The 16052-nt window shown below is 60.7% G+C and carries 12 protein-coding genes and 1 pseudogene; 12 read left to right on the top strand and 1 reads right to left on the bottom strand.

Features of this window, described 5'->3' with window-relative positions:
• Window positions 1-61 precede the first annotated feature (61 nt).
• The 12 genes and pseudogenes from FOE78_RS02785 (at window position 62) to FOE78_RS02745 (ending at window position 13673) form a co-directional block, all read left to right on the top strand.
• Complete coding sequence (locus FOE78_RS02785; protein ID WP_143984969.1) at window positions 62-646, top strand: TetR/AcrR family transcriptional regulator; 585 nt, start codon at window positions 62-64, stop codon at window positions 644-646.
• A gap of 700 nt (window positions 647-1346) precedes the next feature.
• A pseudogene (locus FOE78_RS24660) lies at window positions 1347-1538 on the top strand (hypothetical protein); the annotation flags it as partial.
• Window positions 1539-1547: 9 nt separating this feature from the next.
• Window positions 1548-2039 carry a DUF433 domain-containing protein gene (locus tag FOE78_RS02780; protein WP_168207349.1) on the top strand — a complete coding sequence of 164 codons (492 nt, stop codon included), beginning with the start codon at window positions 1548-1550 and terminating at the stop codon, window positions 2037-2039.
• Between the two features lie 6 nt (window positions 2040-2045).
• The gene (locus tag FOE78_RS24655; RefSeq protein ID WP_407662604.1) at window positions 2046-2471 is read left to right on the top strand and encodes a PIN-like domain-containing protein; all 426 of its coding nucleotides are present in this window, start codon (window positions 2046-2048) and stop codon (window positions 2469-2471) included.
• 225 nt (window positions 2472-2696) lie between these two features.
• Window positions 2697-4499 carry an IS481 family transposase gene (locus tag FOE78_RS02775; RefSeq protein WP_210414770.1) on the top strand — a complete coding sequence of 601 codons (1803 nt, stop codon included), beginning with the start codon at window positions 2697-2699 and terminating at the stop codon, window positions 4497-4499.
• 903 nt (window positions 4500-5402) lie between these two features.
• Entirely contained in the window at window positions 5403-6728 is a 1326-nt protein-coding gene (locus tag FOE78_RS02770; RefSeq protein ID WP_168207347.1) for an ATP-binding cassette domain-containing protein, read from the top strand.
• 89 nt (window positions 6729-6817) lie between these two features.
• The gene (locus tag FOE78_RS02765; protein WP_168207346.1) at window positions 6818-8524 is read left to right on the top strand and encodes an ATP-binding cassette domain-containing protein; all 1707 of its coding nucleotides are present in this window, start codon (window positions 6818-6820) and stop codon (window positions 8522-8524) included.
• A 272-nt stretch (window positions 8525-8796) separates the two neighbouring features.
• Window positions 8797-8937, top strand: coding sequence for a hypothetical protein (locus tag FOE78_RS23505; protein ID WP_168207345.1), 141 nt, complete (start codon window positions 8797-8799; stop codon window positions 8935-8937).
• Window positions 8938-8954: 17 nt separating this feature from the next.
• Window positions 8955-10061 carry a DUF1152 domain-containing protein gene (locus tag FOE78_RS02760; protein WP_168207344.1) on the top strand — a complete coding sequence of 369 codons (1107 nt, stop codon included), beginning with the start codon at window positions 8955-8957 and terminating at the stop codon, window positions 10059-10061.
• A gap of 8 nt (window positions 10062-10069) precedes the next feature.
• The gene (locus FOE78_RS02755) at window positions 10070-11500 is read left to right on the top strand and encodes a hypothetical protein (protein WP_143984964.1); all 1431 of its coding nucleotides are present in this window, start codon (window positions 10070-10072) and stop codon (window positions 11498-11500) included.
• A gap of 31 nt (window positions 11501-11531) precedes the next feature.
• On the top strand, window positions 11532-12134 hold the full coding sequence (hisG, locus tag FOE78_RS02750; protein ID WP_168207343.1) for an ATP phosphoribosyltransferase: 603 nt from the start codon (window positions 11532-11534) through the stop codon (window positions 12132-12134).
• 687 nt (window positions 12135-12821) lie between these two features.
• Entirely contained in the window at window positions 12822-13673 is an 852-nt protein-coding gene (locus FOE78_RS02745) for an FkbM family methyltransferase (protein WP_143984962.1), read from the top strand.
• Window positions 13674-14911: 1238 nt separating this feature from the next.
• Here FOE78_RS02745 and FOE78_RS02740 read toward each other — a convergent pair.
• Window positions 14912-16045 carry a glycosyltransferase family 4 protein gene (locus FOE78_RS02740; protein WP_168207341.1) on the bottom strand — a complete coding sequence of 378 codons (1134 nt, stop codon included), beginning with the start codon at window positions 16043-16045 and terminating at the stop codon, window positions 14912-14914.
• Window positions 16046-16052 lie beyond the last annotated feature (7 nt).

Below are 16052 nucleotides of genomic sequence, written 5' to 3'. Positions count from 1 at the left end.
AGTTTGACGCTAACAGTCGGACGCGGATTCTTCAACAGAAAATGAAGTACCATCCGGAATCGTGCCGCAACAGAACAGCCGACCCGGCCGATGGCGTACCGGCGAACAGAGCCGGGAACGGATCCTGGACGCTGCTCGACGCAACTTCGGTGAGCGTGGCTACGCGGCTACGACGATCCGGGCGATCGCTGCCGAAGCCGACGTCGATCCGGCGATGGTGCATTACTTCTTCACCAACAAGGCGCAGTTGTTCGCCACCTCGATGCAACTCCCGGCAATCGTTCCGGAGTTGATCACCCGGCTGCTCGAACCGGGGGTGGACGGTCTCGGCGAGCGCATCGTGCGGCACTTCGTGGGCATCTGGGACGACCGTGATCGGTTCGATCCGCTGTTCGCGTTGATGCGATCAGCCGAGTCCGGGGCGGCAACGCCGTTCAAGGAGTTCATCGAACGCGAGATCGTTGCCCGGATCGAGCAGGTGATCGACAGCGACGACGCCCAGCTGCGGTCCCAGCTCGTCGGCTCGCAACTGATCGGCCTGGCCTTCGCCCGCTACGTCGTCCACCTGGAACCGCTGGCCTCCGCCGACCCCGACACCCTGGTTCGCCTGGTCGGACCCACCATCCAGCACTACGTGTCCGGCTGAGGAAACCCTTCCTACGAACGCCGTCCGCCACTTTCGCGGTCGCCGGTCGTAGCCGCGCGCCAAATCGTCTCCCGCACCCGGTATTTCGGCCGCGCGAGCCGGTTTTGCGCGCGGCAGTGTTGGTCGGCGGCGGGTTCGGGTGCGGGAGTCGATCTTGCGCGCGGGAGTGCGGGCAGCCGCGGACTCGGGCCGGGAGACGCAAACGGCCCGAACCCTCGTACGAGAGTTCGGGCCGGGCGAGATCTGGGAACATCACTCGATGTCCGCAGACACTTCGCAGGGGCGGAGGCGGCGGGATTTGAACCCGCGAGAGGGTTTGAGCCCTCAACCCGCTTAGCAGGTCGTCTCGTGGGGGTCCGGGCAGCGATTTCTCGCTGCGGCCGGGGTAACGTACCGCCCGAATTGGCCTGCATGGACGCCGCTGGACGGTGGTGGATGAGACCAAAACTGAGACCAGAACTCGCCCCTCTACCCAGCCGGCGACCCACACCGGCCGCGTCCCCTCGTAGGCGCCAATCGTAGGTCGGAGCGGAGTGGGTCAAGGGTGGAGCGCAGCGGAATCCGAAGGACGCCGCAGGCGCCCTTGACGCGCGGAGTGGAGGCCGGAGACTGGTCCGGAGAGGGGACGCGGCGAACACGAAGGATCCATGAACTCGAGCGAGTGCCGGAGAGGGTCCGACGACCGTGCAATCATTCCGACATGGGGACCGTGACCAGTCTGCTTGACCGAAGGCTTTACACCTTCGCCCAGGTGGATGATCTGCTGGGGCTGAGAGGGTCGACCGCCCAGCGTTGGATAGATGGCTACAGGCGACAGGGCCGCGACTACCCCCCGGTCATTCGCAGACGATCTACGGGGAACCCAGTAGCCACTTGGGGAGAGTTTATAGAGTGCCGGTTCTTGGCGGAGTACCGCGAGGCTGGCGTTCCGATGCTGCACATGCGCCCGGTGGTCGAGAAGCTCAGAGCTGAGCTGGGCACGCGGTATCCGCTCGCCTCCGCTCAGCTGTGGCTGGAACCTCAGGGACGTGAAATCGTTGCGCGCGTTCAGGACGAAGTTGGGATCGAACAATCCCTGTGGGTGGTTCGTACGGATGACCAAATGCTGCCCATCGACTGGACGCCACCATCGCACCGATTCCAGGAGTCGTTGAAGTGGTCGTCTCCGCCACTACAGCTGCCGGTTCTGGTCTGGGCCACCGGGACGGATCGACAAGTTGAGATAGACCCACTCCGCTCCTTCGGTGAGCCGGTCGTTCGCGGCGTGGAGACCTCGGTCCTTGCCGAACTTCATCGGGCCGGCGACCCAATCGAGATGATCGCGGAGTTGTACGAATTGGATGTGCCGCAAGTGGTAGCGGCGATTGAGTACGAACAACGGCGCGCGGCCTGACATCCGATGACTGCCGTGTCAGGTGCGGAGCGGTTCTACGTTGACGAGAGCGCGCTGGGGCTTGGGCGAACTCTGACGGCTGCGAGGAAGGATGTTATCCACGTCGGTCACCCGCTAATCCCGGAGTGCCCTCTCGGCACACTTGACGACGACTGGATGCGTGCGGTGGCCGCGAGGGGACTGGTGGCAATCGGCCGTGACAAACGCATTCGAACTCGGCCGGCTGAGCGTGAAGCAATTCGGGAATCTGGATTACGCGTCTTCAGGATCGGCGGAAAGCAGGACCAGTCGACCTGGGACTGGCTCGGCCGGTTCGTGCGGTACTGGAATCGGATGGAGCAGATAGTCGCAGATAGGCCGGAGGGACCGTGGTTCTATCTGGTGAATCAGACGGGGCTCTCCGAGGTTCCGCTCGACGGACCCTTACGCTGAGCGGGCGCGGCCCGCAGCGAAGCGAGGACACGCGCCCGCCAGCGGCGAGCGCAGCGAGCCGCTCTTGATACACCAGAGCCAGTATCGGCAGTGCAGGGCACGAAGGGCATGTCTTGTGCCAGGTGATGCGCGACATTCTTGTGCCAGCTGATGTGCGACATGGGCTGATTCGGCCACTGTGAGTTTGGCGTCTCCGCGGGGCGTCGGACTCGGAGGAGGCCGAGATTGGCACTGATCGTGTTGTCGGTAGTGGAGCAGCGTCTGGACGCGGTTCGGGCGGCTTTGGGCGGCGGTGACGTCGGCGAGATCGCTCTGTCGGTGGGGGTGCATCGATCCACGTTGCATCGGTGGATGGCGCGGTATCTGATCGAGGGCGTTGCGGGATTGTCGGATCGGTCGCATCGACCGGAGTCGTGTCCGCATCAGGTCGCGACCTCGGTGGAGGTGCTGGTCGCGGAGATGCGACGGAAGCATCCCCGGTGGGGTGCGAAACGGATCCGGATGGAGATGCTGCGCCGGCCGGCCGAGGGGCTGACGGTGCCCTCGGTGCGGACCATCGTGCGGATCCTGCATCGGCAAGGTCTGTCGCAGCCACGGCCGCGGAAGCGTCCGCGGGAGTCCTATGTCCGGTTCCAGCGTGAGGGTCCGATGCAGATGTGGGGCATCGATATTGTCGGCGGGATCGATCTGGTTGACACCCGGACCGGGGAGATCCGCGGTGCGAAGATCGTCACCGGGGTTGATGATCATTCCCGGTTCTGTGTGATGGCCAAGGTGGTGGAGCGGGCCACCAGCCGGCAGGTATGCCTGGCGCTGGCTGAGGCGTTGGCCCGGTTCGGGGTGCCGGAAGAGATCATCACCGACAACGGGAAGCAGTTCACCGACCGGTTCGGCCGTCATGGAGCCCGCAACGGTGAGGTGTTGTTTGACAAGATCTGCCGCAACAACGGCATCACCCACCGGTTGACCCAGCCGGCCTCGCCGAACCAGAACGGAAAGGTGGAGAGATTCCACGGCACCTTCCGGCCCGACTTTCTAGACCAGGCCGAGCCGTTCGAGTCCCTGATCTTGGCGCAGGCAGCAGTCGATGCCTGGGTTGAGCATTACAACACCGACCGGCCGCACCAGGCCTTGGACGACCAGCTGCCCGTGACCCCGGTCCAGCGGTTCCGGCCGGTCCCGGAAGCGGATCGGGCATTGATCGACGTGTGGCTGCCACCGGCCCTGAAACCCACCGAGTCTGTGACCGACAACGAGTCACCACCCGCCCAGGAATCCTTTACTGACAAGGAATCTTTGGTCGATGCTGGCCCGGACTCGCCGGAGGAGTCCTGGGCTGGTGGTCCGGTCGAGTTGGATCGGGTCGTGCCGGCGTCGGGGAACATGCTGCTGTGTGGCAAGCAGTTCTGGCTGGGACCGGCCCGGTCAGGTCAGGTGGTGCGGTTCTGGGCCAGTGTCGACATGATCCACGTGTTGATCGGTGGTGCTCGGGTCAAAACGGTCCGGTCACATTTGACGGTCAAGGATCTGGCTCGGTTGGTTGCTGCGGGTGCGGTCAACGCCGGCCCGTCACCGTTGCCGCCGATCGAGGACGGTGCCGCGGTGGAGGTCGACCGGTCCATTGCAAGCGGCGGCATCACCTCGCTGGGCGGCAAGACGATCTTGGCCGCGGAGATCCTGGCCGGGCGCCGGGTCGGGATCAGGATCGAGCCCGACACCCTGCAGTTCTTCGACCTCCAGTCCCGTGAGCTGTTGCGGACTCGGCCCAACCCGTTGACCCCGGAACAGGTGGCCCGGTTGCGTGGGCTCCGGCCGGCCGGACCACCGCCGCGGCCCTCGGTCGAGCCGATCCGGGTGCAACGCCGAGCCTCGAAGGACGGCACCATCAGTATCTGCAGCCAGAGAGTCTCGCTAGGCCGGATCCACCGATACGCCACCGTGACGATCTACGTCTCCGAAACGACTTTGCGATCGAGCTGGACGACGGTGGAACCCGAGTCGTCCGGCGCACCACCAGAACGCCGGTGATTAACATCAAGTCCAACCGACCGCGGACGGCTACCCCTTAGATTCCTAGACCAGGTGTCAAGAATCAGGTGAGACGGATCCGTCAAGCATCAGGTGATTCAAGACAAGGGCACGAAGGGCACGAAGGGCACGAACAAGGTCCTGTGCTCTGTCAGATGCCGCGACGCCGTCTGGCCCCTGGCGTTCGGTATGCAGTACCTGTCCAGGCACCTGGTGCCAAACGGGACCTACGGACAACCGTTCCCCAAGCGCGTATGCCTCTGGCTGCGGTGTCCCGGTGTCGGAACCGATACGGAGGCCGATGCTCGATGTGAGAGCAGCGGAGGTTGCCAATGCAACGACACACTCGGTGAGGCAAAGTGGCGGAGCTAGCCGAACGGTGCCATCATTGCTCAACCTGCGTCTCGCCGCTGCAGAGCAGCTGCTGGCTCACGACCGGCGCAGCTGGATTGGAGTGTCGTTTTGATACGGCGAGGCCGCCTGATGGCAATGCTACTGCAGGCGCCAAAGGGACTATTGGTTGCGCTGGTCATATCGAATCTTGGGTTTGCAGTTACCCCAGCACTGTCTGCAGCTCTGACTGCCGGGATTATTAGCGCCGCACTAGACGGGCGGCAGCCGCTTCAATTGATCGTTGCACTGTGTGTTCTGCTCGCACTGCGAGAGCTATGCGCCTACACGATGGAGGTGCTGAATCGTGCCGTTGGGCGCGCCATAGATGGCGACGTCCGAAGCCGTGTTCGACTCCTCCTCTCGGGTATGCCTGAGCAGAGCGACGTAGAAGACCCTGAGGTACTAGACGCGGCTGCACTAGCCACGACCTCCAGCGGCCCGAATGGGTATAGCCAGTCCATCGGCAGCGGAGCGTTCGCCCAGCTGGAGGACCTATTCAGAGTAGGTAGCATGATCGCTTCCTGCGTCGTGATCGGACAGGCCAACGTTCCGTTGGCAGTAACTGTTGGGCTATTGGTGCTCGGTCTTCGCGAATGGCGCAAACAACTATCGCTGCGCGGAGACGACGGAGCCGCGATTGAAGCGGCTGGGTCGCGCAGGACCGCCTATTGGAGCGAATTGGCCGTCGGCGCCGCGGGTGCCCGGGACCTGCGAGTCTTCGGCCTAGGGGGCTGGGCCCGCGAACGCCATTACCGGCAAGCGACCGAGTACTTGCACCCTCTATGGCGCGCTCGTCGCGACGCGCTACGTGGCCAGCGCGGCGTCGTAGCGTTGATGGCTGGAACGGCTGCAGTGATATTCGCCTGGCCGTCCTGGCTTGCCTGGAACGGTCAGATCGGCACAGCCGGGTTCGTCGGGGCGATCGTGGCGGGATCGGCTGCCTATTTCGCGACATGGCCCAGCGGTAGGGCTCAAATGACCAGCTTCGCAGTGAGCGCCTTAGCGGCAGTCGACTACCTTGAGCGACGTGCATCCGAGAATGCTCCGGCTCCTTTCGCCACTTCTTCGGATGGTCAGATCCGACTGGAACGGGTTTCTTTTGGATATGGCGACGGTCCCCTTGTGATCGATCACTTTGACCTGGACATCGCGCCAGGAGAGGTGGTGGGGCTTGTTGGAGTTAACGGCGCTGGAAAGACAACTCTCGCGAAGCTACTCACCGGGTTGTACCAGCCCACCACAGGCTCAGTTTCCTGGCCAGGCAATTCAGGTCCCCCCAGCAACACCGCTGTGCTGTTCTCGGACTTTGTCCGCTATCCGTTGACCCTTGCCGAGAACGTCGCTATATCATCGGATGGCCCCATCGACAGAGATGCTGTCTTAGACTCAATTCGATTGGCCGCTGGCGAGGACCTAGTCGAACAGCTACCGTTCGGGATTGACACTGTGTTGTCCAAACAGCAGCGAGACGGCATTGATCTGTCTGGGGGGCAGTGGCAGAGAGTGGCACTGGCTCGCATTCTCTATGCTGTCCGCGGTGGCAAGCGACTCGTGGTTATGGACGAGCCCACGGCCTTCCTCGATGCCGCGATTGAGGCGGAGTTCTTTGATCAGATCGTGCGCAACCTGAACGGCGCCTCAGTCGTTTTGATCTCGCATCGACTGTCAACCGTTCGCTCCGCAGACCGAATCGCGCTACTAGACGGTGGCCGACTGACAGAGTGCGGAACCCACGGCGAGCTAATGACAGCTGGTGGACGCTACGCCTCACTTTTCCGGCTTCAAGCCAGTCGCTTCGAAGCAGCTGGCAATAACCTCGGGCAGGGGTTGGATTGAAAACCACATCACGTGCGTGGTCGAAGGTCAGGTTCACCGCTTATGTAGTGGTCATGTGTTTACGACGGCGGCGCGCAACGACGCTAACCGTGCTTGCGCTGATCCTGGCCCGAGTGACTGCCCCGAGCGTTCTCGCCTGGACACAAGGCCAACTTGTCGACGGTCTTCAGAACACGCTGTTGTTGCGTGTCTTCCTCGCCGGGACAATTGGTGCCGCATTCTTGGTCGTCGCCCAGATTGGCGGACTCTACGAGTACAGCCTCACTAGAGAGCTGTCGGAACTGACCGAGTTGGAGTTGACTACCGACCTGTTGCATTGGTCTACCGAGGCTGCGACTGTCGAGCACCTTGAAGAGCCGGAATACCTAGACAGGCAAAGTCGAGTTCTTCGTGATGCAGGGGCGGTCGCGTACGCCGCATGGGCCGCGATCTCCGCGATTGGCACCGTTGTCGCACTCATGGTCACGTTAGCCCTGCTCTTTCGCGTCGACATACTTCTGCCGCTCGTCGTCGTGTTCACAGTGCCAGCTGTCTTGCTTGCGGGTAGGGCGGGAATACTTCATCTCAACATCGTAGATAGCACGGAGCATCTGCTGCGCTGGGAAGAAGATCTACATCAACTGGCGACCAAGCCGGAGTCCCTTGCTGAGATCAAGGGGTCCGACCAAGGAAACGCCGTCGACCGCGCGGCATCGCAGATTTGGATTGAGGCGGCTCGGAAGGAGTTACGGGTCCGCGCCGTGACCGTGGCGCTCACTGCCAGCGGCTGGGCCTTCTACACGCTCGGCATCGGCCTGAGCACGTGGTGGGTCATCGAACTGGCGCATCGACAGGCGCTAAGCATCGGCGACATCGCCGTTACGATGGCGCTGACGGTTGGCTTGCTTGGGCAGGTCAGCGCGGTTCTGCGCGCCAGGAACAGTGTCATCGAATCCGGAAGGGTCACCGAACACTACCTATGGCTAAAGGAACGTACAGAAGAGCTCCCCAGAGCTAGAAATCCAATCGGCCAGCTTAGACACGGGATCAGTTTGGACCACGTTTCCTTTCGGTATCCCGGAGGGAGAAAAGATGTCCTGACCGACATCAATCTCCACATCCCTGCAGGAAGCGTGCTTGGAATCGTAGGCGTCAACGGCGCCGGAAAGTCCACACTGGTGATGCTGCTTACGGGGCTCTATACACCCACGGGCGGTCAACTGCTTGCTGACGGCGCTCCGGTGGAGCCCGGACAGCTCTCTCAATCGACGTCAGCAACGTTCCAGGACTACCTCCGGCCCCAGACGCTGGCGCATGAGGCCATCGGCATCGGGCACCTGCCTGAGATCGACAACATTCCGGCCGTAGCACGAGCTGCCGAAGAGGGCAGTGCCGACAGCTTCATTGAGCGGCTCCCGAAGCAGTGGACAACACAGCTTGGATCCACCTTTGATGGTCACCGCCCCAGTCAGGGACAGTGGCAGCGAGTCGCCCTTAGCCGTGGCATGATGCGACCCGATCCTGTCATCCTTGTACTTGACGAGCCGACAGCCACTCTTGACCCGCAGGCCGAGCATGACTTGTTCAGACGTTTCGCCGAACGAGCACGCTCGATCGCCGCGCGCACCGGAGCTGTCACGATTCTTGTTTCACACCGTTTCTCGACAGTTACGATGACTGACCAAATCGTCGTAATCGACGATGGCCGCATTGCCGAAGCGGGCACTCATGATGAGCTCATGGCGAGACAGACCCAGTATCGGAGCCTGTTCATGCAGCAGGCCCGTGGATATGAGTCTGATGGGGCAACGGCCTGACAACCCCTTGCGACGGCTTCGACAGGGCTCCGTCTCAGGTTGGGTCGGATGCACCAACCGCTCGTTCCGTATTGAGAGCCAGATCGCGGCAGATCTACGTTGGTTCTGCAACTACAGTCCTCAACACTGTCTTCGACTGGATGTGGCCAGGGTCGTCCCCGGTCGCAGCGGCAGACCCTGCTACGAGAACTTACAAAAAAGTATCGCCGAGTGAGCTTGCCCCGGTTAGGATCAGCAAGCCACGATGGCGCGACCAGCGAAGGAGCTGACGAATGGCGGTTGAACAGCCCGCAAACGAACTCGAGGGCCCGGGCCTTGACGAAGTGATGGCCCATCTGCTCGACTCCATGAGCGATTATGAGCTGGAGGAGGCCGACGAGTCCGAAGTCGGGCCGGCAGTCTTCAGCTGGTGACCTTCAGACATCAAGGAGTGACCCTTTACGTCGCGTCGGGCGGTCTGGGCGACCTACTGCTGGCAGCAGCGATCGCAGAGACTCAACGCCGATGGGCGATCTACGCGGCGATCCCTTGGGAAAGGCCGTCTGTCGATCCTCATGTCGGGCCAAGAGCGCTGTCAGATCTGAAAGGGATCGCCCGCGACGGCGGCGGCTATCGCGTTACCGGTGGAACGTCGGCTCTTGGGTGCGCGTCGCAGCTGCCGGTAATCGCCGATATCTTGGCTCCGGCCCCGCTGTATGCCCTGAACGTGGCCGAACCCTTAAGTCAACAGATTGAGCATCTCGCAGAGCAGCACCGGGCCGATGAGATTTCCCTCGTCGACGTCGGCGGAGATGTTCTGGCGAACGGACCAGCACCTGGGGTGGTGAGCCCACTAAGCGAGGCCCTCCTCATCACGGCGCTGCGGCGAGTTCGCCATGACGACAAGACTGTCATTGTCGGAGGGCTCGGCCTAGATGGCGAGTTGTCTCGGGGTCAGATCGAAGAGTTCCTTGGCAAATTGACCCCAACGAGATTGCCGGCTATTGACCGGAAGGTGGCACGAAGTTGGCATACTCGGGGACGTGTATGCCGTACCGAGGCCAGCCTACTGGCACTTCTGTCCGTCCTATGTCACCCGATGCGCGTGCAGGTCGGCGAGCCATTCGGATCTGCCGTCGAGACATCCGAATTCTCGGCTCGCAACTACCGCATCCAGTTGGACGACCTGCTAGATAGTGGAGTCCCCGGTAGTCTTTTCGGTCCAGCGGACTCCATCACGACGGTTCAAGCGAAGCTTGTTGAACTGGGCTTCCCCGACGAACTGCGGCACCATGCAGAGTGGGGCAGCTATTCGGCAGACGGACCACGGCTGTCGTTCGATGCCTATGTCACTGAACCGTACATAACCATCAGGAGCTTGTCACGGTTCATGTCCGGCCCAAAACCGACTCGCGAACTGTTGGCGCGGCTTCACCGTTCGCTCAGCCGCCGGAACCCAGAGCTTTCGCCAGTTGTTGACCGATCAACCGCGCGTGCTGCGTCCGAAACTGTGGCTAGAGCGGACACATGCGAAATCCCAGCCATGCAGACGGATTAGGAACAGAAATGCAGATCGACAGCGGGTGGACGTTCGACAACCTCGAAGCGCTCGCGGAGAAGGCCCAAGCTGGTGGAGCTTCGCTGCTTGTCCCAATGGAGGCCCCAGAGACGTTCGTCACGGACTCCAATTCTGAATTACGCGTTCGGAACGCCGAAGTAGATGCGCCTCTGGCCATGTCGCCTGACGGGAAACTGTTGATCGTTCTCGCCGGACACGGCGACGGCAATCACATAATCCTGGAGGACGGTACAGTTGTCTGCGGCGAGGTCCGTCCGATGGGTGGACCGTGCTCTGCCGACCTGCGCCGATGCGTCAGGGAGCGTTACGCTGCCCGCTTAGTCTTTGTGCGCGATATGCCTGGTGATGTCCTGGTTCTGCTGTCGTGCAACAGCCTCAATGTCGCCGGACAGTACACCTTCGGTGATACCCGGCCAGGGATCGCAATGACCGCGATCAGATCAGGATTCACGGAAGTCGTCGGCACCACGCGTCAAATGCCGGTCACACCTGAGCAGATCGAATTCATACGGAGTGCATGGCAACGCGGCGAAACGTTGGGGGATATCTGCCATCGGCTGAACGACGGCTACAGATATGGTCTCGGCGGATACTTCGTACGCCTCGGCACAGACGTGACTGTGTCACTGCCAGAATTAGCCGATATGAGCCTGAGTGATCTGCCACGGAACACCCTTTCGACGGAGCGCCTCGTCTCAGCAGCATTCGCGACGAAACTAATCGAGGCGGCGGAGACGCAGCACCTCCAGGCCGCACTAGGTCGCGTTCGCCTCGCCGCATATCGTGGATCTCCGCCGGGTAGAGAACGTGACGCGACAGCCAACGAGAAGCTGTCAACCCTGGTAGACGCCACGGACGCAGCTATTATTTCTCTGGTCGAGCAAAGATTGATATCAGGGGGATCATCACTCGCGGGCGTTGGCGACAACCTAACCAAGGCTATGAAGTGGAGGCGAGCCGCCCGCAATCGCAGGGTGATCTCGATTTGCCAGTTCTGCAGAGGGCGTGTCTATGAGGTTGAACACAGCGATGCGTATGAGGCCGGGGTGCCGGTCATGGAGCGCGGATGTTTGGCTTGCGGCACTACAACACTTGCCCCTCAGGGTGTCCGACTGCTAGTGAGCACGCCGGTCAAATGGCACGCTGGCGGAACCGCAGAAATCCACTGCCAGACGGTTGACCCGAAGGCCCGAATATCCGGGAATTTAGTCATTCAAGTACGGGACAAGTCGAAGGTAGGCGTGATGTACCACGCCATACAGCCCGGGAGTCAGCTCGCCGAGCAGCGCATCTCGGTCACTGTCCCGATGGATGCCGGGCCTGATATGTACTCGGTGAGGATCGTCTGGATCTCACATGCGAGGGTCGAGTACCACCGTACGGTAGGCATGATCGGATCTCGCCATGTGGACATATAGATTCAAGGGGCCATCACCAGAGTCAAGGCCCATGACCATTGGACTTCCCAACACCGGGCGCCTTATGAGTGAGGTCCTCGCGAGCTGTCCCTCAGTGCTGGGCCAATTTCAGGGAAATCGGCGACTCGTGGCCAGGATTGGCGACTTTCGGATCCTTCTGGCCCGATCGACCGACCTCCCGATGTTGGTGACCGAAGCCGTATGCGACGCCGTCGTTACAGGAAGAGACTACGTATGGGAAGCTGGTTTGGGTGAAGTTCTTCATGAGGCCTGGAACTACGGATATCAGAAGAATGAACTCTGCCTGATTGGGAGGCCGGGTGAGTCCTATGTGACGACTGATGCGCTTCGCGTAGTATCCCAGTATCCGAACCTCGCGGACAAGTTTGTCCGGCCGGTGTACCCCAATGCGACTGTCCGGCCTATCTCTGGTGCCGCTGAGATGTATCTTCGCGAGGGCCTCGCGGATGTCGCGGTCGATGCCGTAATGACCGGTGAGACACTCGCCGATAACGGGCTGGTCGCCATAACTTCGTACCTTGAGAGCTACGCCGCCTTGTACACGCTTCCGGGTATCGCGGACGAAACATTGAGTCAGATCTATGACCTACTCAGAATTGGAACCATCTCGTGAGTTTTCGTGCTCTCATACTCTGCGGCGGGTTGGGCAGTCGCAGTGCTCAGCGAACGGTCGCGCACAAGAGCCTTCAGAGACTAGGGCCCAGCGCGAGGATACTTGACTGCGTTGTTTCGGAAGCAATCATTGCTGGTGCAAGTGCGATCGACATTGTCACGGAAGGTTCCTCGAGGTTCGCTATCGCCGCATGGTACGACAACCTCGTTGAGCACCTACCCACTTCTGTCCCGGTTCCTAGGCTGATCGAGTTCCGCAAGGCCGACATACCGGCAATCCTGAGCGTTCTCACAAGTCGACTGCCAACGTTGTTAATGCATTCGGATGAACTTTGCCACCCGCGGCTCTCTATGCTTCAGATTGAGTCGGCTACATCGACGCACCGAGTACACACGGCACACATTCGGCGAGAACTCACTCAACCGCGCATCGAACGGGTTTCCCTCGGCGAGACTGCGGCATCGTCCTCCGCACCGAGCGGCAGTGGTCGCCTCATAGGCAGGATCTCGTATCCGTCAGGACTGCTACATCCAATGCCTTGGCACGGCGACCGCGAGGGATCTCCGCCTGTCCTGAGTTCCGTCGATTCCGTTGCGTGGCCGGGCGAGTACGCCGACGTCGGTACTGACGATCAGTACGCGAACTTCCTTGCAGGCGACATTCGATTCTGGGAGGCGGTCGTACGACATGGCGTGCCAACTTTGCGGTGAGTCGTCGTGCCTTTGGGTTGCTATCAGGGACCAGTCCATTGTCCGTGGGCATAGTGAGCAAGTCGAGGGCCCGTCGTGCTCCAGCGTCATACACGCCGCACTTGAGAGGTCGATCGGGCTATATGAACCGATGGGGATTGGTGCGTTTGTCAGCGCGTTATCGGAGCTCGATCCGCGCATCGATCTAGTGTGGGACATTGGGGCTAACGTCGGTCTCTACGGAGCACTGGCCACCTCCCGAGGATTCGGCGGTGTGGCCATTGAAGCGAACCCGCAGCTGAGGTCCATCCTCGGTCGGAACCTCACAGTGAATGCTGCTGGACCTAAGTGGAGCTCATATCCTGTCGCCGTAGCTGATCGTGATGGTCGGATGATCTTCCGCCAGTCGTCGACCAGCGATGCCTCCGGGAGCTTACGCAAGGGTTGGCGATCCGTGGCTGCGGAGATTGAAGTGCCTACTACAACGCTCGACACCATTGCTCGATATTCGGATCAGCCAGGTTTGGTCAAGATCGACGTCGAGGGTTGTGAGCATCTCGTCTTACGCGGCGCGCAGTCAGTGCTCCGGCGCGGGGCCCTCATCTTGGTCGAAGTAAATCTGGGCGCTGGGGGTGAAGAGGTCCTCGAGATTCTCAACGAGCACGGCTATACAGCCACTCAACTGGACGGTGGATCCAGCCATCAATCCGCTGATCACTCATACATTCCAGGAGACCAGCTTCTGTGGTTCGCGGCGCCGAAGAGCCGCCAGTCGACCTACGAGCGCATCCTTGAGTCGATGAGACTGCACGGCCTTGACCGAGACCAACCGACAACAGCTATGGGCTAGGAGCCATCCGTGTATATCATCGGGTCCGGAGTCGCCGGCTTGTCATTGGCATACGCCGCCGCCCGCACGGGCGCCACCCTGGATGTGTTCACCACCGGCGCTCCCATACCCGAGGGCCTCAATGAACCGACGCTGCGGAGAATGTACTCGCAGAGTTCCCGGCCACTCGCCCGACCGATCTCGGGTACTTCTGCGGCAGACGAGGTCCAATCTGCTGGCGGCGGATCCAACTTTTGGGCAGGCTGGCTTGTTCCTCCGCTCCCCTCAGAGACGTCTGGGCTCGAGCGTGCGGCAGTTACGAGAGGCCTGCCACCAGCGACTCAGTTCCTTAACCCGGTTGACTCATACCCGAATGATCCGTTGCTGCTCGACGCTATTGTCGAAGGTCTTGCCGCCCATGGCGTTTGGGTCAATCACGCAGCACCAGCAATGATCTCCGCGTTCGGCCTCAAGCAAACAGAGCGCCTTTGGGGAGGAAAAGTAGTCCCATGCCTGACCTCGGCTTCTGCACCAACAACCATCCGTACCGACAGTGAGATCCGCAGTCTTGAATTCGCCAACGGTCGTGTCACTGCTCTGCATTCCGAGAGGGAGAGGTTCTCAGTTGACCCGTCGCGTCCAGTCGTCCTTGCAGCCGGGATCCGTGGAACTGTGGAAATTCTGCGGTCAATGGATTTGATTCCCAGGACGCTGCTTCTCGGTGGCCACGGTCATTCTTCAATTCAGTACCGACTCACCGGTGACAGCCACTGCATTAGTGCGAGAATCCTCATTCGTGGTTTTTTCGAAGACGCTCACTGGCACCTCCAGATAAGTCTCGACGCAGAAAGTTCTCCGACCCTAAAGATAGTTGGCGTTGTCGAGCTTGCTTCAGGGTTTCTTGCGATTACCGACCGGTCCGGGCGGCTCTACTCTGCCGGTCATGACCTGCAAGGGGTTGCAGCTTGGGAGTCCTTGGACGACGCGATGGACAAGGTGGTTAACGTAATAGCAACCTACTTGGGCGCCACCGCAGTTCCAGTTGACCATGAAGGGCATCGCCTGTCTGAGCCGGCAGGTCACACATCGTGGGCCGTCGGCGGTCGTCGGTGGCCCCGCGTCGTGGTTCCCTCGGCTGGCCTCGGATCAAGTCATATCGACGTAACCGATTCCGTGCCGGGCATCTCGAACCTACGGGTTCTCTCGCCTCTAGCTTTCTCGCGCCCAGGTTCACACAACAGCGCGCTCGCACTTGCAGCCTATGCGTTCAACACTGCGGTCGAGCTCGCGGTCGATAGCGGAGAGCGGAGCTCAGCAGCTCCTTCGAGTGCTCTCGAATAGACTTCGAGGTATGCGTAGGCGGTCTCGATGCTTCGAGATGCGAGTTTCTTCTGCGCCGCCGACCCCAATTTTCGGCGCTCTTTCGGATGGTCTATGAGATAGGTGATACATTCCGCGAACGTATCTTTGTCTCGTCGACACAGAATTCCCGTTGATCCGGATTCAATTCTTCCGCGAAGGGCGTCAATTTCACTAGCCAGGACCGGTAGGCCGCTCGCCATGGCTTCATCCACAGTCAGGTTGTAGGTGTCGAACTCGGTGGGACAGACAAATATGTCAGCCTGGGCATAGATGCCCCATAGTTCTTCCCGAGGCACCTGGCCGGTGAACAGGGCGTCGATTCCTAGGTCGCTCGCTCGCTGCCGATACTCCTCAAGGCGAGGTCCTGTTCCGACAACGACTAGACGGAATTGGCGAGACACCAAATCTAAGGCGTCGAGAAGGAGGTCAATGCCCTTGATCGCCGTCAGTCGCCCCACGTACAAGATCGTCGGCACACGTCCAGCAGAGCGATTCTGAATGGGATGTCGGTGTCCGATAGCATGCGGAATGATGACCGGCTGTCGAGTGGAATTGGACTTCAACGCGGATGGCGCCGTCCACTCATCGGCCGTCTCAATAGCTCGATCCTGCATCGTGACGAGAAGTCGTGCGACAACTGAATTACATCGACTTAACTCAAGCTGAACGCGATTGACTGTGTGTTGAGTGTACACCATTGGAATCTTTGTATGTCGCCGAATCTCCTCAATAGCGGGCATGGCGAGCTCCGTGTGAAGATGGATTACATCCGCCTTGCTGCGGGCAACATCGACCACAGGTAGCGCGAACCTATTCAAGTCACGCATGGACCGAATGAACGCCTGCGGTTGATCTGTTGCGCGTAGCCCCACCTCACGACGGTAGTGTCCGGGAAACCTCCAAACCCTGTTCTCGTATTCGAGGGTCTCCGTAAACGGATTGATTCCGAAGTGCGAAACGGTGTGCCCGGCCGTCGTCAGCGCGGTCCGGAGGTCCTCAGCTGCGCTACCATCTCCGAACAGGCGCCCCATGGCACCC

Source organism: Microlunatus elymi (assembly GCF_007362775.1).
Taxonomy (GTDB): domain Bacteria; phylum Actinomycetota; class Actinomycetes; order Propionibacteriales; family Propionibacteriaceae; genus Microlunatus; species Microlunatus elymi.
This window is presented reverse-complemented; position numbering and strand designations above follow the sequence as displayed.

Excerpts from the sequence above, each read along its gene's own strand:
- FOE78_RS24655 (WP_407662604.1), top strand. The coding sequence starts at position 2,046 with ATGACTGCCGTGTCAGGTGCGGAGCGGTTCTACGTTGACGAGAGCGCG.
- FOE78_RS02770 (WP_168207347.1), top strand. The coding sequence starts at position 5,403 with ATGATCGCTTCCTGCGTCGTGATCGGACAGGCCAACGTTCCGTTGGCA.
- FOE78_RS23505 (WP_168207345.1), top strand. The coding sequence starts at position 8,797 with ATGGCGGTTGAACAGCCCGCAAACGAACTCGAGGGCCCGGGCCTTGAC.
- FOE78_RS02755 (WP_143984964.1), top strand. The coding sequence starts at position 10,070 with ATGCAGATCGACAGCGGGTGGACGTTCGACAACCTCGAAGCGCTCGCG.
- hisG (WP_168207343.1), top strand. The coding sequence starts at position 11,532 with ATGACCATTGGACTTCCCAACACCGGGCGCCTTATGAGTGAGGTCCTC.
- FOE78_RS02745 (WP_143984962.1), top strand. The coding sequence starts at position 12,822 with ATGGCGTGCCAACTTTGCGGTGAGTCGTCGTGCCTTTGGGTTGCTATC.
- FOE78_RS02740 (WP_168207341.1), bottom strand. The coding sequence starts at position 16,045 with ATGGGGCGCCTGTTCGGAGATGGTAGCGCAGCTGAGGACCTCCGGACC.